Below are 25,430 nucleotides of genomic sequence, written 5' to 3'. Positions count from 1 at the left end.
TAATGGGGCACAATAAGTCAGAATTATTGCACGAGGTAGGGCAGTTTGTAGCCCAACTGTCAGAAATGGGGGTGAAAGATGTAGTACTTTCACCAGGATCAAGAGTAGCACCTTTAGCACTAGCTTTTGCCAGGCACCCAAAAATCAATACCATTTCAGTCAGTGATGAAAGATCAGCTGCTTTTGTAGCAATGGGTATCGCTCAGCAAACCAATACTCCAGTGGTCATTGCTTGTACTTCAGGTACAGCGGCCTTGAATTATACTCCAGCCATCACCGAAGCTTACTATCAACGTATTCCTGTCATCGTCATTACTGCTGACAGACCTACTGAGTGGATTGATCAATGGGATGGTCAAACCATTCGTCAAAATAATATATTTGGAAACCATATTAAGAAGAGTTTCCAAATGCCAGATGACTTGTCGCATGCTGATGCAAAATGGTATAAGCAGCGAATTGCTAATGAGGCATTAAATTATGCTATGGCTTATCCTCAAGGTCCTATTCATATTAATTGGCCGTTGAGAGAACCATTTTACCCTGATACCGAGGAGCATTTCGACTTTGATGCCAATACTATAAGAATTCAAAAAGAGTTAAGTTCAGAACCTTATATAGAAGATGAGGTTTGGGAAAAAGAACTTATACCTTTATTACAGTCACATCAAAAAATTCTGATTGTAGCGGGACACGGTCAGTACAATCATGAAGTCGGAGAGAGTTTATCATCTTTACCTTTTCCAGTAGCCTCTGATGTCATTTCAAATTATGGCCACTTAGAAAATGCTACGGTTCATCAAGATGTGTTTTTGACTCCGAATGAGAATCAAGCACTTCAACCAGATTTACTGATTACGTTTGGCAAGTCTGTTATCTCAAAAAATCTAAAACTATTTTTAAGAAATAATCGACCTGTTGAGCATTGGCACATACAGGAGGCTGGAGAAGTTCCAGATCCTTTTATGTCATTGACCAAAGTGATCCGTTCCTCTGAGGCATTATTTTTTGATCAGTTGAGTGCCATTAATTTTGATGAAGAGGATTACAACCAATTTCTTTTCGACTGGCAAGAACATAATAATAGAGTAAAAGCTCAGAAGGCAGATTTCTTTGAATTATTGTCTTTCTCAGAATTAGAAGTAGTCAATTACCTTATTAATTCCCTTCCCGAAAATTCGAACCTACACTTAGCGAACAGTATGTCGGTAAGATACGCCAATTTTATTGGGGTAGAAAGAGAGGATGTGAAGGTTTATGCCAATAGAGGCACTAGTGGAATTGATGGAAGTACAAGTACTGCTGTAGGGCATGCTATAGCTAATCCAGATGAGTTACACTTTATATTGACAGGTGACCTCGCCTTTTTCTATGATAGAAATGCTTTTTGGAATAACTATGTTCCTTCTAATTTAAAAGTTGTTTTATTGAACAACCATGGAGGGGTGATCTTTAGAATGATCGATGGACCAGTCCGACAACCTGAGTTGGAAGAGTATTTTGAAACAGAACAAAGAACATCTGCAAAATATTTAGCGGAAGAATTCAGGCTAAAGCATTGGGAGGTCAACTCAAGGGAAGAATTTTATGACACCTTTGAAACTTTTTTACAACCTAGTGATAAAGCGTGTATCTACGAGGTAAAAAGCAATAAAGAAATTAGTAAAAATACATTTAAAGCGTTTAAGCGAGAAGGAATGAAATAATCATTTCTGCTTTCAAACCTTTTGCAAAGAGCCATTTCATGTTTGTCCATGGAATGGCTTTTTTATTCAGCTTTACCTCAACATCACTTGAATGTGAAGCCGAAGGTTGAGAATTGATGATGTATTTTAACATAGTACATGTTGATATGTTAAGATGACTTTATTGTGACGATCCACCTAACAAATACTAATAATGAAATTATGGAATAGTATTATGTTAACACAATGTTAACTAATGTTTTTTGAGATCCTATTTGCAGTCTAAAATAGGATAATATTAAGATTTTTTATTTTTATACGAAGTGAATTGAACCTAAAACTTGATTTTAAACAATTGTTAATGTTAAGGATTTATGAATATATTTAGGATTTATATGTTAAAATTTAGACGAGTTTACAATGTTATTAGGCTAAATAGTTGGATCGTAACAATAAATTTCTGATGATTAGGTATAACTTAATTAAATCAAAGTAATTCTACTTATATAATTATTGAACTTTAAAGGGAGCAAACCTACAGATTATGAGTATTATCAAGACTATTAAATTATTTTTTTCTGACAATCAAAGAACTATAGGAAAAGTAAATGATGAAAATGTTGAATTTGATCCTGCAGTGAACAAAGCTTACTATCAGCTTTTGAACCAAAGAATCAAAGAAAGAAAAGACAATCTAGACAAGCTTCAAAGAGCAGTAAGAGAGATGCAATGCACGTTTCAGGAAAATCAAACTGAAGCTTCTCATATTGCGAATTTGAAGGCATTGAACGCAATGATCGATTTAGAAGAACACCGTTTGGTAGAAGAATTTTAAGGGAGGGAGATTTTTTTAGTTATATGATCAGTTTTTTTTGACTCCCCTTTTAAATATATTTTCTGATTCTCATTGCCACAAGAAAAAAGATATAAACTATTTACTTTTCAAATACAAACTTGAAGTAGCAGAACGTAAAAAATTCTGCTACTTTTTTTCTTTATTCTTTTACAGTTGTAACTTGACCGTTTTAAAGTATCCATCCCTATTATGGAAGAAATAAGGCTAAGGTCTTCATTTTATGAAAATATAGACAGTCAACATATTTTATTCCCTGAATCCTTTCTGGTGACAAGTCCGTACATTGTTTATCAAAATATTGACTCATTTAATATAGTACACCTCAAAGGAAACCCAACAAAAGACCTTCGATTCATTAAGGAGTCCAATACAGATGGCTTTTTCTCTTTTTTATATATAAAATCATCTTTCCGTTTTTTACCTCCATCTAACAACGAGGAACAGTATCAGCATAGTGAAGAAAGCTGGAGCTATTTTTCAAATTGTCAAGAAGAGGAATACCTTTATTTTGATGCAGATAAAACGTTAGAATTAATAGTCATTACTTTTCCTTCTATACATGTATTCAAAAATATACATGAAAATGAGGTATTGAAAAACAGTTTTTCGGAAGTAAAAGAGGGCTATTTTTTATTCAAAAAAATGGATGAGTCAATACTTCCAAAGCTTCAATATCTCTTAGAAGATGGAGAAGCGTGTGATGTTTTTAAGAAATACTCCGACCTTTATTTATTGATTTATGACTTTGTAAGCATTTTGTTGGAAAGAGTTCAAAACAAGTGCATCCCTAAATATTATAGCTCTAATGATCTTGATAAAACGTTTAGAGTCAAAAAGTATCTTGAGCAAAATTATGCTTCTAAGAGTGAGCCTCATGATTTAGAAAAAGTGACAGGTTTTGGTTATAGCAAATTGAGAAAATTGTTTAAGGAAATATTCGGGGTAACGATCCTACAATACGCCAATGATTACAAATTGCAGTTGGCGTATCAGTGGTTGCAAGAGGGGAAGCACAATGTATCGGATTGTACTTATGGGTTAGGTTTTATCAGTGTGACCCATTTCGGCAGAATGTTCAAAGAAAAGTTTGGAGTTCAGCCTAGTAAAGTCTATAAATTCGGATAAAAAAAGAGGAGCCTTTTCAACTCCTCTCTTCTTTATTGTATTGACGAACTACATTCTTCCATTTCAGAACAAACCATTAGAAAAGAGGTTCTCCGTTTGAGTCAGTAGTTAAAACATTGCTCATGTAATCAAAGAACGGTCTGATTTCAATGAAACCTTTCATTATCTTTTCAGAAAAATCAGGGGCAGTTACTTCTTCATCTTTAAAAGTTCTGAAAAAGATAAATTGCTTTTTTCGGATCAAATCAATTGCGGGATCATTTTTATCAAATCCTCTAGGGGCCGACTTTAATTCCTCCCCATACATTTCTCCAAACATTTCCTTGAAAGAAGGAGCTTCAATGATGTCTCTTAATTCGGTAGCGTCATATGAAAGTTCCTCTCGAATTCTTTTTAAATCATCAGAATTGGGACCATAAAAACCACCACCGACAATGGATTTATCACCTGGCTCAAGATGTAAATAATAACCGCCTCTCAGCATTGGTTTTACTCTTGAAAAGTAACCGCTGAAGTGCTTTTTGTAAGGAGATTTATCCTTTGAAAAACGAACATCTCTATAGATTCTATATATTTTATGTCCTTCAATTTGATCTGTTTGTGACAGTTCATCTTGTACCGTTTGAAATAAAGATTTAACGGTTTGAAGGTGTTTCTGATAAGTAGGTTTATTTTCATTAAACCAATCTCTATTATTGTTTTCCCCTAGATCTTTAAGGTATTGAAAAAGCTCTTCTGTGATCATATTAAATAGATTATTGAATTAAAGTGTAGTAATGGGTGAACATTTCCTTTACATCTTCTTTATTCTTTATTTTTAATTTATTCGATTTCGCAAACTTTTGAATAGCACTTTTTTGTTGGCCAAATAGCAAGAAAAATTCCTTGTCTTTACTTCCTATTTCTAACAGCCTACCATTTTTTCTATGGTATAATGCTGATTTACCCCAAACATACTGATCTTTTTGATCAGAGTTATAAGAATTGCTAGATGTATTATCTTTCTTGATAAATTTTTTAGTGAGCATTTTATAAATCTGAAAATGTTGATCAGCATAGATTATCTCCATATAATAAGGTTTCTTTTGAATAAAACATTTCTCAAAATGAGCCATTCCATTTTCATCTTTCCATCTAAATGCCTTAACGTTAACTCTATTAATAACGATGATGTTTTCTTCCGTTTTCTTGTACCAAAGCTCATCATTATACACATTGAAGCGTAACTGAATATCTTTATACTCAATACCATCATTGACGGTTACTGTACCGGTTTTCCATCCTTCATTGTAAAAAGGAGAGCCTTTAAAATTACTTTTTTGATTTCCATAAAGAAGGGAGACATTCAACTGATCCGGATCGGCCAACTCGTAAAGGTTTGTATTTTGAGTGACTTGTGCTTGAGCATTAAATTGGCAGACGAATAGAGATAGAAGAAGTATTAAAAGTTTATTTGTCATGATAAAATGATTATAAAATTGGTTTTCTATGTACCGTTGATGTGAAGTATAATCGATCAAAAACGGATTAGGTTGTATAATTAATTGAAATTGTTGTACAAGATAAGTATAAAAATTATATTCATTTTTCGTAAAAACATGATTTTTTAAACTATGTCTGCAACAACTGTATTTATTGTCATTTTCCTCTATTTCTCCTTTTTGATGTTGATCTCTTTTCTCACTTCAGAGAAAGGTGAAAATCAGTCTAATTCGTTTTTTACTGCCAACAGAAACTCCAAATGGTACTTGGTCGCTTATGGTATGGTGGGGGCTACACTGTCAGGTGTGACTTTTATTTCTGTACCTGGAATGGTTGCAAAATCAGGGTGGAGTTACCTTCAGTTTATGATGGGAAATATGGTTGGGTATGCAGTCATTGCGTATTTATTGATACCATTGTTCTACAGTAAGAAAATGATATCGATCTATCAATACCTCAAAGACAGATTTGGTATTGTGAGTTATAAAACGGGTTCTTTTTTCTTCTTGGTCTCCCAAACATTAGGGGCAGCTTTTAGACTCTATTTGGCGGCTATGGTCCTTCAAATTGCTTTCTTTGATGAGTTTAATATTCCATTTGCGATTTCAGTACTGATCACCATTTTATTGATTTGGTTGTATACTTTTAAAGGAGGAATAAAAACAATTGTTTGGACAGATACTTTGCAAACAACATTTCTAATATTAGCGGTGATATGGACTATTTATACGATTTCTAATTCTTTAAATATGAATTTAGGAAGTATGGTAACCACTGTTTGGGAAAGTCAGATGTCTGATATAGTTGTGAGTGATTGGAAGGCAGGGAATTTCTTTTGGAAACAGTTTTTTGCGGGTATTTTTATTACAATATCAATGAATGGTTTGGATCAGAATATCATGCAGAAAAACCTTACCTGTAAGTCGGTAAAAGAGGCACAGAAAAACGTACTTTGGTTTGCATTAGCATTTTTTATTGCCACAGTTGTGTTCTTAGCTTTAGGTGTTTTATTGTATGAATACATCGCTTACCATGGAATTCAAGCCCCTGAACGATCGGATGAACTTTACCCATTGTTGGCTTTAAATCACTTTGGTTTATTTACGGCGATTGTCTTTTTATTGGGTATTACTGCAGCAGCTTTTTCAAGTGCAGATTCGGCCCTTACAGCACTAACTACGGCCTTTTGTATTGACTTTTTATCGATGGATAAAAGTCATGAGAATAATAATAAAAAAAGGAAAATTGTACATCTAGGCTTTTCTTTGCTATTGTTTTTAGTCATTGTGGGTTTTAGAGCTTTAAATGATGATACAGTAGTTTCGAAAGTATTCAAATGGGCAGGGTATACCTATGGACCATTATTAGGCTTGTTTGTTTTTGGAATATACACAGGCCGAAAAGTCAAGGATAAATTTGTGGTTTATTTATGCCTTTTTTCTCCCATTGCATCTTATTTAATCAATGCTTATTCCAAAGAATTATTCTTTGGTTATCAATTCGGTTTTGAGATTTTATTGGTCAATACCGCTATTACAATTTTTGGGTTATATCTTTTGTCATCGAAAAATGATTCAGTTGATAAATGAAAAAAGGTTGTTAGTATATGAATATGTGCTAGTAGTCTAAAATTCTTGATTATAAAAAGTGCTCAAATTACATTTATTGTGTATTAGGGCACTTTTTATAAATACAGCAGGTTTACATTTGTCCTATTACCTTTCTAATAAATGAAATGAATAATAATGAACAAATCTGAACGCATACTATCACTTGACATATTTCGTGGCTTAACGGTAATATTGATGATTTTGGTAAATAATCCAGGCACCTGGTCTGCTATTTACCCTCCTTTCCAACATGCTCAATGGCATGGTTGTACACCTACGGATTTAGTGTTTCCATTTTTCTTATTTATAGTAGGTGTTTCCATTAGTTTCTCAATGTCTAAAGTAAAAAACAACCCCATTAAACGTCCAACAGCTATGCGTAAGGCACTTTGGCGAGGGGCGAAGCTTATAGGGATTGGTTTGTTTTTAGGATTATTTCCATTTTTCAATTTTGCAGAAATGAGGATTCCTGGCGTATTGCAAAGAATCGGTGTGGTATTTATCATTACTTCTGCCTTATTTCTTTATGCAGACAGGAAAACAATGTTGGCTACATTGATTTGCCTTTTGGTGATCTATTGGCTTGTCATGACCATCGTTCCAGTACCGGGAGTTGGAGTACCTAATCTGGACGATCCAAATGCTGTACTTTCGGCTTATATTGACCAATTACTTTTGAAAGGGCATATGTGGTCAGGAACTAAAACATGGGATCCCGAAGGAGTATTTACCACTATACCAGCCATCGGAACAGCAATTTTAGGTTTGTTTTCAGGTGAGATTGTCAAAAAATATAAAGGAAATGAAGTTGTAAAAAGGTTGACAGTTTGGGGAATTGTCGGTGTGGTCATTGGTCAGTTATGGGGCATTGTTTTTCCGATCAACAAAAGTCTTTGGACTTCCTCTTATGTACTATATACTGGAGGTTTGGGTGCAATCACTTTAGGCCTGTCTTATTACATTTTTGATTATAAAAAGAAGGGAAGGGATCATGTGTTAATACCAAGGGCTTTCGGCTTAAACCCTATGGCAGCTTATGTGTTGGCAGAGATGATCGCCAGATTAATAGGAGTGATTTCCATAGGCGATACAACAATAAAAGGTCACATTTTTTCACTGATTTCCATAAATGCTTTTCCAATAGAGGCGAATAGTTTATTATTTGCAATCTCCTATGTAACACTGATTGGGATCCCGATCTTAATTTTATATCGAAAAAATATTGTGATTAAAGTTTAAGGATCGATAGCAAAACATACTAATCTTCGGATAAGAGGTTAATTTCATTGAGAAGTTAGCCTCTTTTTTGTCTACGTGATTCACCAATAGACTAATATTGGTTTTTCACCTAATATTTTAAGGAATTGAACAGCTAAATTTACAATGTTGAATACAAAATAGAGTAGTAAGACAATAACATCAAGAATTGTAAAGTTTTAGTTGAGTTAAAGGTCCGATTCATGTTGAGTCGGACTTTTTTTTGATACTGATGGCCTCTAAAATAATGTTAGATGACTATGATATGGATACACTAGAGTAACGTTACGTGAAACACCTATGTCGTTTATGTGATTCTCTACTTTTTGAAACCGTAGTGATAACACAATATAAAAGAGATCTTATTTGATGAATTTTGTAAGCGTAAACAAATTAAATAAAAAACGTTATGGCAAAATTTATATTATTGATCGGTGCAGTAGCATTAGTTGGGTTCTTCATATATTTAAGTACTAAGCCAAAAGTAAATGATAATTAATTCTTCGTTTTTTTGTGAGTACAACACTGAAAAACGTATAAATAGTGGTTCTATTTAAAGTTTTTAAAAGACAGTAATCAGAAAAAATTGGAGTATTTTAAACTTCTTAATTTAAGAGCTATGATCATCATCATTCTTTGTAGTATTATTCTCTTTTCTTGTAAAAGTGGAGGGCGAGAACAAATGAATATTAATAAAGAAGTGAATAGAATCTCTTTGTCAGATGATTTTGTTCCTGATTTAGATTTTCAAGAAACAAGATACGTATCGGCCTATTCTAATCTTTATTCTAGAAGTGCAGAAAAAAATGTCTATTGTTCAATTGTTTTAAGTATCCGAAATACGAGTCTTACAGAGTCAATTTATGTTGATAAAGTAAATTACTACAATAGTTTTGGAGAGTTGATATCAATATATGTTCAAGAAAAACATAAACTCAGACCTCTTGAGACAAGAGAATTTGTTGTAGAATACAATAATCAAAAAGGAGGGGCGGGAGCAAATTTTATTGTAAATTATGGTGCCGAACAAGAACTGTTGGATTTACCAATTATTGAAACAGTAAGTATTGGTCATGTGGGCAATAATGGTTTTGCTATCACTTCTTCTTCAAAAGTCATCTCTTCCATTAATGCTATATAGAACCGTAGTAAACAAAAAAATCATTTGTCATTTAGAAACGCTTAGAGAAACTTCATGAGGAAAATATTAGTGATCAACCTCAAAAAGAAGCAACGCCTATAGTATTTACATTGTCAGTTTCATTGTTTTCTTATCTTTACTGATCCACTCTTTTTCAATGGAATGGGTTGCAAAGAAAATAAAGGTTTTAAGAGCTTAGAGTAGACGACGCTTATTATGATTTTAGAAATGGCAAACCTTCAAGTTAAAGAAGGAATGGAGCAGCAATTTGAAATTGATTTTGAAACGGCAGGTCAATATATTAGTTCAATTGAGGGCTACAAAGGGCATACTCTCAAAAAATGTATTGAGCAAAAAAATAAATACTTATTATTAGTGAACTGGGCCTCCGTAGAGGCACATGAAATTGGATTTAGAAAGTCTGAAGTTTATTTAAAATGGAAGGCTCTTTTACATCATTATTATGAACCTTTCCCTGAAGTTGAACACTATTCTACCGTTTTGGAAAATAGTTTCTAACAAATATTTATTGTATTTCCATAAAAGTGAGTATATTCATCAAGTCAAATGGAGCTTAACGATTTTATTGGAATAGCAGACTTCAAAATAAAAAGGAACTATTTCCACTCTATTGATTTAAATTTAAAGTGTTAATATTAAAAAATATTAAATAAATTATATTTCGTAAACGAAATTAAATGACCAACGTTACATCATTCTATCATTAAACATTTATTTTATGTAAAAAGCAAAGTCTATTTATTTTCCTAACTAATTATTCTATTTATTGAATAAGCTTAAAGCTTAAAAAAACTTCAAGAACAAATTAAATAATGAAAAACACATTTCTAATCTATTTATCCCTATTTCTATTAATGGGAACAAAAACTTACGCTCAAAAACAAGAAGTTCCGTTGCTGGATCGAGAAATTTTCTTTGGAAATCCTGAAATTGCAGGTGGGCAATTAAGTCCTGATGGGAAATTTATTTCATTCTTAAAAGAGTACAACGGTACACTAAATATCTGGGTTAAAAAATTCGATGAGCCATTCGAAAAAGCAAAACCACTAACAGATAATGAAAGACCAATCGGAGGGTATTTTTGGACATACGATGGTAAGTATATCCTTTATGTTAAAGACAACAAAGGCGATGAAAACTTTAATGTGTATGCCGTTGATCCAATTGCTGAAGTCAAAGAGGGTGTGCCTGAAGCAAAAAACCTAACGCCTCTTAAAGATGTAAGAATTCAGATCTATCAAGTAAGCCGTAACCAACCTAATATTATGATGGTAGGGATCAACGATCGTGATAAAGCTTGGCATGACCTTTATAAAGTGGATATTGCTACGGGTGAAAGAACATTGATCTTTGAAAATAATAACCGTATTACAGGTTGGAATTTTGACTGGGATGAAAAGCCAAGGTTAGCTTACAGAACAAATGATAAAGGGCACTCTGAAATTATGCGTGTTGATGGCGATAATGAGTTCACAAAGATTTATGAAACGAATCTTAAAGAAAGTGCTTACGTAAGTGGATGGAACAAGGATAACTCTCGTTTCTATTTAGTATCGAATAAAGGTGATGTTGATTTGTCGACTTTATATTTGATGGATCCTCAAACAAAAGCGACTGAAAAAGTAGAAAGTGACCCTAAGAATAAGGTAGACTTTGGAGGTGTGTTTATTGATGATAATACAAGAGAACTTTTATATACTTCTTATACTTATGATAAAAGAGAAAGACTTTGGAAAAATAAGAAGTGGGAAAAATTATTCAAGCATTTAGAAAAGCAATTCAAAGGTAGAGAAGTTGGATTTTCTAGCTTCACTAAAGATTACAAACAAATGCTGATTTCGGTATCAGGTGACAAGTATGCTCCTGAGGTGTATTATTATAATAGTGATTCAAAAAAGCTAATTCACCAATACACTCCAAAACCAAAATTGAAAGAGAATGAGCAGTATCTTACGGAAATGAAACCGATCACTTATAAAAGTAGTGATGGTTTAGAGATTCCTGGTTATTTGACCATTCCAAAAAACAAAGAAGCAAAGAATCTTCCGCTAGTAGTATTAGTACACGGTGGACCAAAAGGCCCAAGAGATTACTGGGGTTATAACTCTTACGTTCAAATGCTGGCCAATAGAGGTTATGCTGTACTACAACCTAACTTTAGAGCAAGTGGTGGTTATGGTAAATCTTTCTTAAATGCAGGAAACAAAGAGTGGGGTAAACTCATGCAAGATGATATCACTTACGGAGTGAAATATTTAATCAATGAAGGAATTGCCGACAAATCTAAAGTAGCTATAATGGGAGGAAGTTACGGTGGTTATGCCACTCTTGCAGGACTTGCTTTTACTCCAGATTTATATACATGTGGTGTTGATATTGTAGGGCCAAGTAACTTATTTACATTATTGGAGTCTATCCCTCCTTATTGGGAGTCATTTAGAAAATCATTATACGAAATGACGGGTGACCCTGAGACAGAAGAAGGCAAAAAACTGATTGAGGAAGCTAGTCCTTTATTCCATGTTGACAAAATGAAAAAACCTCTATTGATTATTCAAGGTGCCAATGACCCAAGAGTAAAGCAAGCAGAGAGTGATCAGATTGTTGTAGCATTAAGAGATGCGGATAAAGAAGTAGAATATCTATTAGCTGATGATGAAGGGCATGGTTTTAGAAAGCCAACCAACAACATGGCGATGTGGGTAGCAACAGAGAAGTTCTTAGCGAAACATTTAGGTGGAAGATATCAAGAAGGTGGTTCTGATGAAGTAATGAAACGTTTAGGTGAGATTACTGTTGACGTTTCAAAAGTGACTTATTCTCCAAAAGAAGAGGTAGCAACTGACAAATCTTTAGCATTTGTGACTACTGATATCAATGAAGGGGAGTATGATTATGATGTTTCTATAGAAGTTCAAGGGAAAACAATTCCTATGACGACACATCGTTCCGTGAAAAAAGAAGGCGAATTCATCACCATTACAGATAAAGCGAACTCACCAATGGGAGAGGTAATGGATAAGTTGTACATAAAGGACATGAAGCCAGTAAAGAGAGAAATCAATCAAGCTGGGCAGACTTTCTTAATGACTTTTGCTGAAGAGAATGTAGAGATTGAAATGATGGGACGTAAATTCAATATTCCAGTAGAAGGAGCTGTTTTATGTGCTGATATAGGGTTAGATTTATTCTTAGCAAGACTACCTTTAACAGAAGGTTATGAAACGGTTTTTGTTTCTCCTGATATGATGACTCAGAAAATGAAACAGTTAAAAGTCAACGTAAAAGAAAAGAAGGATGATAAGCTAACTGTTGTTCAGGTTACCAACCTTGATAACCCCAAAGAAATCATTGAATTTACAATCAATATGGAAGATAAAGTGAGTGTTCAAGACACTAGAATTGCTCCTCAAATGGGTAATGCAAAAATCACTTTCGTATTAAAACAAGATAATTAGGCTATTTAGTATCGCTGATTTTTTTTAAGATCACGGGCCGCTTCCTTCATTGGAAGTGGCCTTATTTTTTTCATAATTTATTATAACAAATAACAGAATAAGGTAATTTATCCTTTTGATTGTTAATGCTGTTTTTGAGTTGATGTGTACTTTGTTTGTTGATTTTTAGTGTCTTGTGTGAATTTTGTATCGAACATGTATAACAATGTTTAAGATTAAAATGTTTATACACTAACTATATTTGAAGACTACAAAATTTAGAACGATCAGCAGAATCAATTTAATGAGAAAACTTACCACTATTTTAATGCTATTATTATTTTCAAATCCATTATTAGCACAGTCAGACTTTTTGGACAATGAAAATGATAGCACTGAAAAATATCCCTATACTTTTCCAATATGGGGTGAAATTTTAGAGGAGAAAGGAATTGATTTTCCACTTCCAGCAGGTATTTCTGTTCACTATGTTTACAACGAAATGTATTTAGGGATATCAGAATTTGGAATGGGGATCAATGGAACCGACCTTTCCTCGATATTGAATGAAGAAACGTTGGGCTTTCAAACCACGAGGGCATATTCCAATGGTATAAATTTAAGAGGAGATTTATTTACGTTGCCATTCCTTAATATATATGGTTTATTTTCATATGTTGAAGGAGGAACTGAAGTAGCATTACAACCAGATTTCGGGTCTGGAAAAATGCCCCTTTTTAAGTCCAGTGTGATTTTTGATGCTATATCATTTGGAGGAGGAATGACACTCAACTACGGTTATAAAGACTATTTTATTTCTGCCGATGTTAACTATTCAGGTACTCGGACTGATTTGTTGGAAAATGATGTCAATGTAGTAGTGACTTCACTACGAGTTGGTAAAACGTTTCATCTAAAAAAGAAAGATCGACTTGTCAATTTTTACGTTGGAGCCATGTATAGGAACTTTAATAGTAGAGAAACCAATGTGGGAGCGATTCAAATCAAAGAAGCATTACCAGGGTTAGATGAACATTATAATGATTGGTATAATCAACTTACGCCTATCCAACAACGCTTACTAGACAAGACTATTAAAAGTATAAATGAAGAATACAACTTGGAAATAGGAGAAGGAGGAGTCATGAATTCAACCGTAGACTATCACATCAAAAAAGAATTAATTAAGAAATGGACTTTCCAATTTGGAGGCCAATTTCAGCTAAATAATAAAATCTGGTTGAGGGGAGAATATGGGGTTTCTGACTATTCAAAATTTATTATGACAGGTATCAATTACCGATTCGGAATTTAAGACTGTCAAACTTGTTTTAAAACATTTTTCTTTCATTCAGATTGTTTATCTTGTTTGAGGTATTAGAGGAATAAGTACTAAGCCAAAAATAAATCATAGTTAATTCTAATTTATTTTTTGTGAGTACAACGCTAAAAAACGCATTAATAGTGGTTCTATTGAAAGTTTTTTGAAGGAAGTAATCGCAAAACAATAAATAGAATTAGTAGTATATAATTTTGTCTTGGTACTTATTGATATTAAATACAAAAAATATTTCTAAACGATACCAATCACTTTTGATACTAAACATTTGATAAAATGAGATATAAGTTATTTGGTAAGTCAGGCCTAAAAGTTTCGGAACTTTGTTTGGGGGCAATGACCTTTGGTGAAGAGTGGGGTACAGGCGCGGATTTTAGCACTTCAGGTAAAATTTTTGATGCTTTTTCCGAAGCAGGAGGTAACTTTATTGATACCGCAAACTTTTACACTAACGGAACTTCTGAAAAGTTTTTAGCCGAATTTGTAGGGACAGAAAGAGATCGTTATGTATTGGCCTCAAAATATACGTTGATTGAAGATGCAAGTCATCCCAATGGTACTGGCAATTCGAGAAGAAATATGATGCGAACTGTTGAAGCTTCATTAAAGCGAATGAATACCGATTACATGGATATCTTATGGGTTCACATGTGGGACTTTACCACAAGAGTAGATGAGGTATTGAGGGCTATGAATGACTTAATTGCTCAAGGGAAAGTGTGTTATATTGGCATTTCGGATACACCTGCTTGGGTAGTAGCAAAGGCTAATATGATGGCTAAATTGAGGGGTTGGGAAGAGTTTGTAGGATTACAAGTAGAGTACAGTTTAATTACCCGCGATATCGAAAGAGAGCTGTTGCCAATGGCAGATCATTTTGGTATGTCACTCACTACTTGGGCACCATTGGGAGCTGGCCTTTTATCTGGAAAGTATAATAACGGAATGATTGAAGAAGGTCGTCTTTCTGAAAAAAGTGTGAAATTTAATCCTCGCAATATCGCTATCGCAAAAAAAGTAGCTGAGATTGCAGAAAAATTAGAGAAGTCACCAGCTCAAGTCGCTTTGAATTGGTTAAGAGCTCAGCATAAAAATATTATTCCTATCATAGGATCAAGAAAGCCACATCAAATTGAAGATAACTTGAAGTGTTTGGAATGGGAACTGCCAAAAGAGGATCTTCAAACATTATCAGATATAAGTAAAATCAATTTAGGGTTCCCTACTCAGTTCCTCAAAGAGGACAATGCAAAGAACTATGCCTTTGGTGGTTGGTACGATAAAATAGACTTCTAACAGCATTTAATTAGAAGAACAATCCTATCTTTTTTAAGAAAAGCAGTAATGTGACTTTATGTGACATTACTGCTTTTTCATTTCTCGAACAGAACATAACTTTTATGTTTACGTATATTAACCAAAACTACTGCTAGATTAAATAACCAGCCTCCTAACATTAAGTAAGTCAATTGTAGTCATTTAATATTTTACATTTATATTTTAACGATCAGCTTGATATGTAGATGTGAAAATTTAAATGGGTTAATTTTTTTTGTTTATTGTTTTGCGAAAGCTGTTGAACCATTAGATATGATTAAAAATAAATACCCAATATTATTCTTTTTTTTACTAGGTATATTCCTAGTGGTAAATGCTACTAATGCGCAGATAAATACTTTTACACAAATTGGGAGCTCACCGACACAAAGTGTTATTCTTTCATGGGATTTTGAAGTGACAGCTATTACCCCCTCTGTTTCTGATTTTACAGTGAAAGAGTTGGTCGGTAATACGGATATTACTTCTTCATGTGAGGTTACATTAATTGAAAATACACCAAGTACAGATTATACGGTATATGTAAATCTTGGAGGAAATTACGCAGATGGAGTAGGGTTTTCATTAACTTATGATCCTCTGACTACTACTTCCGCAGACACTTATACTATTGATATAAGTGCTGGGTTAGAATCCAATGCTACTCAATTCTCATTGAATTCAATTTCAGATCTTGGAGAATTGAATAATGATGGTGTGACGAGTTTGAGTAATTTATTATTTACAATTAATTCTACAGCCACCAACATTGTCTACTTAAAGTCAGGACTAACAACGATTGGGACAACGATTGCGACGGGTTCAGCAGATTTATTAGTCTCTTCTACCTTAGGCGATGGTGATCATATCATTTACGCTTACGGCGAAGACACCAATGGTGATCTCACATTTACCTCTCAACCTGTTACAGTCACTATTGACACATCAGTACCTTCCACACCGGGTGCTTTGGATTTGAAAACAACAAGTGACAGTGGTAGTGATAATTCAGATGATCTTACCAACGATGATACACCCGAATTGAATGTTGCTTCACTTCCAGTTGAAACAGGAAATGAAGTGGTTTTTGAAAGTGATATTGATGGTGAAGTTGGACGATTCAATTATAGTGCATCACCCTTTGATTTTTCTTTAAATAGTTTGACTGATGGAACGCATAGCATCACATGTATGGTGGTGGATTCGGCAGGAAATGAAGGACTTTCTTCTGCTGCTTTATCGATTACTATTGACACAAGTGTTCCTTCTGATCCAGTATTAAGTTTTTTATCAACTTCTGATACAGGAAGAGATGATGAGGATGGGAAAACAAATGATGATACACCTGTTTTTAATGTAGTTTCAGAATCAGGAACTACCATAGAGTTGTTTGAAGATACAAACTCTAATGGTACACTCACTAGTACAGGTGATGATGATATCACTGCGACAGCTCTTACAACCACTGGAAGTTATAATTTTACAGTAAAAGTCACGGATGAAGCAGGGAATGAATCAGATGCATCCAATACAGAAGTTGTGGATTATAAATCAGTATCAATCGGTGCGTTGACAACTCCTACTTTGGCTGCAGGCTCAGATTCAGGAACAGCCAATGATAATAAAACCAATGATCAAACCCCAACGTATTCTTTCTCAAGCTTAGATGACTCAGATGACAAAGAGCTAATTATAAGCAGTAACTTGGATGGTGAAGTAGCAAGAGAAACAATAACGGCAACCAACCAAGATATTACTTTAACAACTTTATCAGAAGGTTCTCATACACTGACATTTCATGTTGAGGATGTGTATGGAAATGTCGGGACTTCTGCCAATATCAGCCTAGAAATAGATGTAACGCCACCGACCCTAACAAGTGTAACGATAGTTTCTGACAACTCCTCCAATACTTCTATGGTAGCAGATGGCGATGAATCGACATTAACTTTTGTGAGTGATGAGACACTTCAATCTTCATTTAATGTGACATTGGGAGGCATTTCGGTTACACCGTCTAAATCTGGTTTTACTTATACAGCAGCAAGAACTTTTTCCACACCAGGTGCTTACACTAATGTTGGCTTTTCCATTCCTGTCGTTGATCAGGCAGGGAATGCCGCTTCCAATGTTACAGCAACAACAAATAGTTCTACGAATACCTTTTTCCCTGCCTTAACGAATACAATTACAGCTCCTGCTACCACTACTTATTGTAATTCAGATAACTATACTTATACAATAACAGGTACAACAGCAGTTGGAGGTTCAGGTGTCTACGCGTATTCTTGGCAGAGGCGAAAAGACGCAGGAAGTTATACTAATTTGAATTCATATGGAGAAAGTTATACTGAAACATCCGGTTTATCAAGTGGTGTATACACTTACCGAAGAGTGGTAACGAGTGAGGGGATTGTATTAAATTCTAACACCATTTCAATTAATATTAATGCTGATATTTCTTCTAACACCATTAGTTCTACAAGTGCTACAGGATATTGTAATACGATAACAGCGAATGCCTTAGTTTTTACAGGTTCAACACCTACTGGAGGGAATGCTTCTTATGCTTACCAATGGCAAATGAGTACAGATGGAGGTGATAATTGGGGGGATATTTCAGGTACTTCGATTTCATACACTCATTCACCTGTAATATCATCGGCAGGTACCTATATGTTTAGAAGGAGAGTGAGATCAGGGGGATGTGAGTCCTTTTCAAATACGTTGACTTATGTCTTAACATCAAATATTTCTAATAATACGATTACAAATTCCTCCGGAACTTTAGTGTGTTTATCTGAACCTATTATCATTGTAGGTTCTTCTCCCTCAGGAGGAAATACGACGTATAGCTATCAATGGCAACAAAGTTTAAATGGAGGTGGGTATACCAATATTTCTGGGGCGACTTCACAAAGCTATTTCTTATCAAGTGTATCTACTGCAGGTAATTATACTTTTAGGAGAATAGTAACTTCTGAAAATTGTACCTCTACGTCTTCAGCTACAACAACGATTACAGTACCATCTGAACCCACTGGTTATACATTGTCTCCAACGACCACCAACTATAGTGATCAGCAAACTGCTGGAGTAGCTTTAGCAGCTTCAGGGTTAGGAGCTGGGGAAAATTTTTACTGTTCTGGTCCTGGGGTGGTAAGTACGGGTAGTGGTCCTGGAGAAAATTCATTTTATCCTAATTTGGCTGGTCAAGGGACGCATATTGTCAATTATCATATTACAAAAGGAGGGTGTGAAAAAATTAACCAAGTTTCATTTACGGTTTATGATGGTTCAAGTGTCATTAACCTCAATCCGCTTTATTGTGAAGATGACGCGGCAGTAGCATTATCAATTCCAGGAGGAACACCTTCTTTTGTAGGTGGTGTTCCCCCTTATACGTTGGTTCGATTTGAAGGAACAGGTACTTCGGGATCAGGTACACCATCTGGGGCGACATTTACACCTGCGACAGTAGTGACGTCTACTGCTGATGGACAAGATGAGACCGTGACGATCACGGCAGTATACCAAGATAATACTCCTTTGGTTCCTCTTGAATTCAGTGTTTCTCAAGCGGTCACCGTGACTAAAAATCATGTTGCAGCCATTAATATGAGTCAGCTCAATTATTGTATTGATGCCTCAGACTTTAATGTGACCGCTAACGTAGATGGATCATTGACAACTGATGGTACTTTTCGTTTAGATTCAAATATTCCTAGGTCAAATCCTATTACCATATCACCATCAAGTTTATCATTAGGAAGTCATACACTGACCTACACTTACACTGATGGTAATGGGTGTTCAGCATCTGATGTTGTCAATTTCTCAATAAATCCATTACCATCGGTTAGTTTTGACTATACAATGCCTTCAGATGATGGAGATTTTTGTTTTGATGCAGATACCGTTTTTCTACAAGGTAAATCAGGAGGGACAAACGTTTCTTCAGGTGTTTTCTCATCTTCTGATGCTATGGCAGGGGCAGTTATTAGTTATGGAGATGGAACAGGGGCATTTATTCCATCATTGGCTAATGGTGATGAGTTTGATTTGAATGAAGATTTTAAAATTACTTTTACATATACTGATGGTAATTCATGTGCAAATGCAGTGGATTCAACTGTAACAGTTTATGGATACGATGAAGTGACTTTAGCAAGAAGTTCAGCATCGGATTCAGTATGTTATAGCGAAGGAGATGTCACCATCACACCAATGGAAGGTGGTGCAGCCTATTCAGGTACAGGAGTGACATGGAGTATTGACACAGGTGCAAGTGGTATTACTACTCAAATGGATGGTACAATTTTATTTCACCCTTCCGTAGCAGCTACAAATGCAGGAGAAACAAGCACAAGCGATTATTCTACACACATCATTACCTATTCTTATGAAAATACTGAAGGGTGTACTCGAGAAGTAAAAGATACGTTGTATGTAAAACCACTACCCGTTTTACCTACTCTTATTTCCTCTGTTCCTTCTTATTGTTCTCAAGATACAGGTTTGCAAGATTTGGAAGTTTCAGGGGGCACTGGAGCTCAATTTGCTTGGTCTTCAGATGCTTCTTTTTCTACTATTTTAAGTACTTCCAACACGTTAACCCCTGCCGATGTAGGTATTGTATCCACGGTGACAACGATTTCCTATTGGGTAAGACAAACGAACTCTGAATCTTGTACTTCTGCTCCTTTGAAAGTGGATATTACGGTGTATCCTAAAGCTCCCGCACCTACTTTGGCTGCAGGAAATCAGACTATTTATTGTTCTGGAGCTACCATATCCTCTTTGTCTGTAGCTACTCCGGGTAATAGTATTAAATGGTATTCGGATGCCGGATTGACAACCCAAGTGGGGTTTGGAGATAGTTTTACACCAGCTATTAATACCAATGTATCAGCAGATTCAACCGTTACTTTTTATGTGACTGAGACTACAAATGGGTGCGAAGGACTTCCTACATCTACAACATTAACAATTTACAAAACCCCAGATCCACCTACTTTTAATCCTGTTACATTACTTTGTTCAGGGGATGCTTTATCAAATATAAGTATTGCTTCAGGCTCTAATGTCAGATGGTATTCGGATGCATCAGCCACAACACTACTAGGAAGCGGCAATAATTATTTACCCTCTTTTGGAACTGATGTAGTAAATGATTCAACAGTGACGATATATGCAACAAGTACCTTAAATGGTTGTGAAAGTAGCACTTCCTCGGTGGATATCAATATTAATGCATTACCAGCAATGCCAACGGTTCCTACCATAACACCTTATTGTGAAGGAGATGTGATCACGGCAATGACTGCTGCTGGTGAAACAGGAGCTTTGTTTGAATGGTATTCAGATGAAACACTATCATCTTTAGAAGCGACAACGGCAACCTATGATCCAATGATGAATGCACCAAGTTATCCAACGTTAGATACGTTGAATTTTTGGGTGATTCAGATTGCAACGGATGGGTGTGAGAGTGAACCATTGGAAGTGGATATTCCTGTTTACCCGAGACCAGTGGCACCGACATTATCAGCGAGTAATCAATTGATCTATTGTTCTGGAGAAGTGATAAATCAATTGTCTGTGGCTACTCCTGGAAATAGTATAAAATGGTATTCTGATGCTGGTTTAACGAATCAAGTTGGCTTTGGTGATGATTTCACCCCAGCTGTCAATACCAATGTTGCAGCAGATTCAACGGTCACTTATTATGTAACAGAAACAACAAATGGTTGTGAAGGTGCCTCTACTTCAACAACACTAACGATCTATAAAACACCAGATGTACCAACATTTAATCCTGTTTCATTGGTTTGTTCTGGGGGAGCATTATCAACGATCAGTATTGCTACGGGCTCCAATATTAGATGGTATGCAGAATCTTCCAAGTCCACTTTATTGGGTACAGGTAATACTTACTTACCTTCGTTTGGAACTACAGTAGTCAATGATTCTACAGTAACTTTTTATGCCACTAGTACTCTGAATGGGTGTGAAAGTGTGGTGTCTTCGGTGGATATTAATATTAATGCATTACCGGCTTTACCGACAGTGCCAAGTATATCACCTTATTGTGAAGGAGATGCATTGTCAGCAATTACTGCTTCAGGAGAATCTGATGCGAGCTTTGAGTGGTACTCTGATGAAAGTTTAATTTCAAGAGTAGCAACAACGGCTACATTTGACCCAATGACCAATGCTCCAAGTTACCCGACTTTGGATACTTTGAATTATTGGGTGTTACAAATTGCATCCGATGGATGTATAAGTCCACCGTATAAAGTGGACATACCCGTTTACCCACGCCCTGTAGCTCCTTTACTAGATGCAAGTAACCAGTTAGTGTATTGTTCGGGGGATATTGTAACCTCACTTTCAGTGGCAACAGCAGGTAATAATATCAAGTGGTATTCTGATGCAGGATTAACGAATCAAGTTGGTTTTGGGGATGACTTTACACCAGCCATAAATACCAATGTGTCAGCAGACTCAACCGTCACTTATTATGTAACAGAAACTACAAATGGTTGTGAAGGAGCTGCGACTTCCACCACAATTACCATTTACAGAACGCCTGATATCCCTACTTTTAATCCTGTTTCGTTGATTTGTAGTGGTGATCCATTACCAAATTTAAGTATCGCCACGGGGGTAAATATCAAATGGTATTCTGATGCATCAAAGACAACTTTGTTAGGTATGGGTAATAACTATTTACCTACTTTTTCTTCTTTGGTGGAGGCAGATTCAGTAGCAAGCCTTTATGCGACAAGTACCCTGAATGGATGTGAAAGTGGAGTTGGGCAAATAGATATTTCTATTAATGCTCTTCCCGAAGCACCGGTTGTAGCGGCTATTGCACCTTATTGTGAAGATGATTTGATTCAACCTATTTCAGCTTCGGGAGAAAGTAATGCAAATTATGAATGGTACACAGATGAAAGTTTAACATTAAGAATATCTACAGATCAAGTTTTTAGTCCTGAGATCAATGCACCAAGTTTTGCATCCCTTGATACAATTCATTATTGGGTAGTACAAATCACACCTGATGGTTGTAGTAGTTTGCCGACTCAAGTTGATATTCCTGTCTATCCAACGCCAACAAAACCGGTAGTTGATAATCGTGCTCCTATTTACTGCTCAGGAGATGAAATCCAACCTATTACTGTGACTTCAGGAACGAATATTAGATGGTATGATGATGCACTCTTGTCAAGTATTGTATCAACAAATACCTCTTTTACACCTCCAGATCCCAATAGCGCTCAAGATTATACTAAGACTTATTATATCACCCAAACAGTAAATGGTTGTGAGAGTGATACCACTGAAGTAACAATGACAATTAATAGGCGACCTGAGATTCCGACAGTGGCAGCAACCTTGAGTTATTGTTCGGGCGATATTCTTCAACCTATGATTGTATCAAGTATCGTAGAAGACGTAACTTGGTATAGTGATGCGGATTTGACGAATGTGGTCGGGACTACCAATTCATTTACGCCAACAGATCCAACATCTGTAACAGAAACAACAACCTATACCTATTATGTAACGGATTCTCATTTAGGGTGTGAAGGTGCTCCACTTCAATTGGATATTGTGATTCATCCACTGCCGTTGTTTGATTTATTTGGTATAGATGAAGGGCAGGTATTTTGTCAAAGTGATGATAATCCTTTGGTCATCACTACAGTTTCAGGAGGTGTATTGACCTCATCAACAGGTGCGTTGATTCGTTCAAATAATGAAGTTGTACTTGAAAACTCTCCATTAGGAAATCATACCATCCGTTATACTTATACCAATGAAAACAATTGTGTCAATTATGTAGAAAGAAACTTTACGATAGTAGATGTACCTGATGTGAAGTTTAATTTTGATGTATTCTGTGATACCAAAGTAGTCCAATTTAGGGATTTGACAACAACAGCAGATTCTACAGTGATCACTAGCTGGTTCTATGATTTTGGAGCAGGTGAAGGGTCAAAATACATTACAAGTGCTGATTCAGCTGCTTCCTATGAGCATACTTTTTCGACAAGTGGTTTTAAAACAGTCACTTTAACTGTGGAAACCAATGCAGGTTGTACCAATATATCCACATCCCAGAGTATATATATAGGTACGCCACCCAATGCCGATTTTGAATGGAAAATTTCTGAATTTGGAGCAGATATGGAATTTGAGGAAGTATCATCTGTCGTTGATTTTGATACATTGTCCACTTGGGAATGGGACTTTGGAGATGGAACAAGTGCTATGATTGATGCCACTACAAATGCAAATGGTGCTATCACTCATAAGTATAGTCAGGTGGGAACCTACGATGTTGATTTGACGGTTACCACAAAACGAGGTTGTTCTAAGGTGATTTCAAAATCAGTTTATGTCATTCCAAGAGTTTACCTCACAAATGAAGAAGATGAATATTTTGAGGATTTTAATGGAGCTGATGGAGGATGGATTCCTAGAGGTACAGCTTCAAGTTGGGAACATGGGGTAGCACAAGGTGAAAATATTATCACAGATACCAAGGTGTGGGTTACTAATCTGACCACGAATTATAATGTAAGTGAAGATTCTTATCTCAATACACCGTCGTTTGATATTTCAGGCTTAAGCCGACCTGCCATTATTTTTGATATGCAGTTGGATGCTGAAGCTCATATTGATGGGGTGACCTTACAATACTCATTAGATTCTGGGCAAACTTGGAATGTACTCGGAGATATGAAAGATCCGATCGGTTGGTTTAATAGTTCCAATATACTTTCAGATCCTGGTAATCAGGTAGTAGGAGGTAATACCGATTCAAAAGGATGGACTGGTAATACCGAAGAAACAGGTGGTATATTCAGAGAGAATAAGTCAATACGACACAACCTGGATCAGTTTATTGGAGAAGAACATCTAAGATTAAGATTTGCCTTCAAGTCCAATTCAGACCTTGAAGATGAGGGAGTGTCCATCGACAATGTATTCATTGGCAATCGTAAGAAAGTAGTAGTGGTAGAGACCATGACTAATGCAGGGCAACAAGAGGATAGTCGAGAATTACCAGATTTAGATTCTGTTTTAAATACCATTGACCTTGATGTCTTAGCCATCAATTATCATATTAAAGTAGATGGAAAAAGTGATTCTTTAAATATTGATAACCCAGAGCCTTCAAGTGGTCGAAGATTTTATTATGGTGTGACTGATGCACCAAGTACAATTGTAGATGGAAGTAGTTTTAGCGGCCACACTGAAGATTTTATTGACAATTACCAAAATATTATTGCCACGAGGGCTTTACTAGATCCTAAGTTTGATATTGATATAAGTTTACCAAATCCTTCCGATCCAGATGAAATTGAAGTCACTTTGACTTCCAACGCCAATTTCTCAGGAGAAGTAAGTGAGATAGTAGTCCATGTAGTGACAGTTGAATCTGAAATTTTTGGAGTAGAGGTAAGTGAGGGTGTATTTACACATCATAGTGTCATGAAATCGATGAGTCCGGCTCCAGGAGCAGAGGGGACGAGTTTCTTTGGAAGAAGTTGGTCTCCAGGAAGTCAAGAAACCTTTACTGTAGCTTGGGACAACCCACAAGTTTACGATACCGATAAAGCAGAAGTAATTGTATTCGTTCAGGATAATACAACCAAGGAAATCTTCCAAGCCATTCGAAGAGATGTATCTCACCTTGTATCTACTGATCCTAAAAATGTAACCAGTAATGATCCAATTTTAGGAAATGTAGAATGGACTGTTTACCCAAATCCCACATCAGGAATTATTACTGTAAAAAGTCCAAACACTTTATTTGATGCACAATGGGTCTTGACGACTTTGGCAGGGTTAGAAATCAAAACAGGAAATTTCTCAGGGAATAATTATAGTATTAATTTAGAGCACCTACCATCAGGAGTATATTATTTAAATCATTTTGATCAGAAAGGACAAATTGGAAAAGCGCAGAAGGTGGTTGTAATGAAATAGATAGAGAACTAGTGAAATTATTCTTTTTTTGAGGTAGAAAAGAGATCACTGCCAAAGTTATTTTATGGCCAAAAAAATAGAATAAAAGTTTTTGAAAATTTCTTAGAACTAAATGAAAATACTCTGGTTTTTATTGGTTTTCCTTTATTTAA

The 25,430-nt window shown here is 35.5% G+C and carries 14 protein-coding genes; 11 read left to right on the top strand and 3 right to left on the bottom strand.

The features are described from left to right. Positions 1 to 2: 2 nt before the first annotated feature. The gene (gene menD, locus IC221_RS15720; protein ID WP_188169883.1) at positions 3 to 1,706 is read left to right on the top strand and encodes a 2-succinyl-5-enolpyruvyl-6-hydroxy-3-cyclohexene-1-carboxylic-acid synthase; all 1,704 of its coding nucleotides are present in this window, start codon (positions 3 to 5) and stop codon (positions 1,704 to 1,706) included. Here the strand turns inward: menD and IC221_RS15715 are convergent. Further along, a complete protein-coding gene (locus tag IC221_RS15715) occupies positions 1,684 to 1,839 on the bottom strand; it encodes a hypothetical protein (protein ID WP_188169882.1) in 156 nt (51 codons plus the stop codon). The genes menD and IC221_RS15715 overlap by 23 nt on opposite strands. 390 nt (positions 1,840 to 2,229) lie before the next feature. Here IC221_RS15715 and IC221_RS15710 point away from each other — a divergent pair, with 390 nt between their 5' ends. Both IC221_RS15710 and IC221_RS15705 read left to right on the top strand, forming a co-directional pair. Then, a complete protein-coding gene (locus tag IC221_RS15710) occupies positions 2,230 to 2,520 on the top strand; it encodes a hypothetical protein (RefSeq protein WP_044209739.1) in 291 nt (96 codons plus the stop codon). A gap of 210 nt (positions 2,521 to 2,730) precedes the next feature. Next, complete coding sequence (locus IC221_RS15705) at positions 2,731 to 3,666, top strand: helix-turn-helix transcriptional regulator (protein WP_188169881.1); 936 nt, start codon at positions 2,731 to 2,733, stop codon at positions 3,664 to 3,666. Between the two features lie 76 nt (positions 3,667 to 3,742). On the opposite strand, the gene IC221_RS15700 is transcribed toward IC221_RS15705, so the two are convergent. Together IC221_RS15700 and IC221_RS15695 are read right to left on the bottom strand one after the other, a co-directional pair. Then, positions 3,743 to 4,411, bottom strand: coding sequence for a DUF2461 domain-containing protein (locus IC221_RS15700; protein ID WP_188169880.1), 669 nt, complete (start codon positions 4,409 to 4,411; stop codon positions 3,743 to 3,745). A 10-nt stretch (positions 4,412 to 4,421) separates the two neighbouring features. Then, a complete protein-coding gene (locus IC221_RS15695; protein ID WP_188169879.1) occupies positions 4,422 to 5,126 on the bottom strand; it encodes a hypothetical protein in 705 nt (234 codons plus the stop codon). 153 nt (positions 5,127 to 5,279) lie between these two features. On the opposite strand from IC221_RS15695, the gene IC221_RS15690 reads away from it, so the two are divergent. From IC221_RS15690 to IC221_RS15655, 8 genes are all read left to right on the top strand, one after another. Next, positions 5,280 to 6,737, top strand: coding sequence for a sodium:solute symporter (locus IC221_RS15690; RefSeq protein WP_188169878.1), 1,458 nt, complete (start codon positions 5,280 to 5,282; stop codon positions 6,735 to 6,737). Between the two features lie 156 nt (positions 6,738 to 6,893). Next, entirely contained in the window at positions 6,894 to 7,997 is a 1,104-nt protein-coding gene (locus IC221_RS15685) for an acyltransferase family protein (RefSeq protein ID WP_188169877.1), read from the top strand. A 700-nt stretch (positions 7,998 to 8,697) separates the two neighbouring features. Then, positions 8,698 to 9,156, top strand: coding sequence for a DUF3124 domain-containing protein (locus tag IC221_RS15680; protein WP_188169876.1), 459 nt, complete (start codon positions 8,698 to 8,700; stop codon positions 9,154 to 9,156). 228 nt (positions 9,157 to 9,384) lie between these two features. Next, on the top strand, positions 9,385 to 9,675 hold the full coding sequence (locus IC221_RS15675; RefSeq protein WP_255516097.1) for an antibiotic biosynthesis monooxygenase: 291 nt from the start codon (positions 9,385 to 9,387) through the stop codon (positions 9,673 to 9,675). A 314-nt stretch (positions 9,676 to 9,989) separates the two neighbouring features. Further along, on the top strand, positions 9,990 to 12,635 hold the full coding sequence (locus IC221_RS15670; RefSeq protein ID WP_188169874.1) for a S9 family peptidase: 2,646 nt from the start codon (positions 9,990 to 9,992) through the stop codon (positions 12,633 to 12,635). Between the two features lie 307 nt (positions 12,636 to 12,942). Next, positions 12,943 to 13,929 (top strand): hypothetical protein, encoded by a 987-nt coding sequence (locus tag IC221_RS15665; RefSeq protein WP_188169873.1) that lies wholly within the window; start codon positions 12,943 to 12,945, stop codon positions 13,927 to 13,929. 300 nt (positions 13,930 to 14,229) lie between these two features. Further along, positions 14,230 to 15,249, top strand: coding sequence for an aldo/keto reductase (locus IC221_RS15660; RefSeq protein WP_188169872.1), 1,020 nt, complete (start codon positions 14,230 to 14,232; stop codon positions 15,247 to 15,249). A 294-nt stretch (positions 15,250 to 15,543) separates the two neighbouring features. Then, positions 15,544 to 25,278, top strand: coding sequence for an Ig-like domain-containing protein (locus IC221_RS15655; protein WP_188169871.1), 9,735 nt, complete (start codon positions 15,544 to 15,546; stop codon positions 25,276 to 25,278). Positions 25,279 to 25,430 lie beyond the last annotated feature (152 nt).

The sequence above is a fragment of the Flammeovirga sp. EKP202 genome, from assembly GCF_014534745.1.
Lineage (GTDB): Bacteria > Bacteroidota > Bacteroidia > Cytophagales > Flammeovirgaceae > Flammeovirga.
The sequence above is the reverse complement of the archived record's forward strand: the minus strand, read 5'-3'. Positions and strand labels throughout refer to the sequence as shown.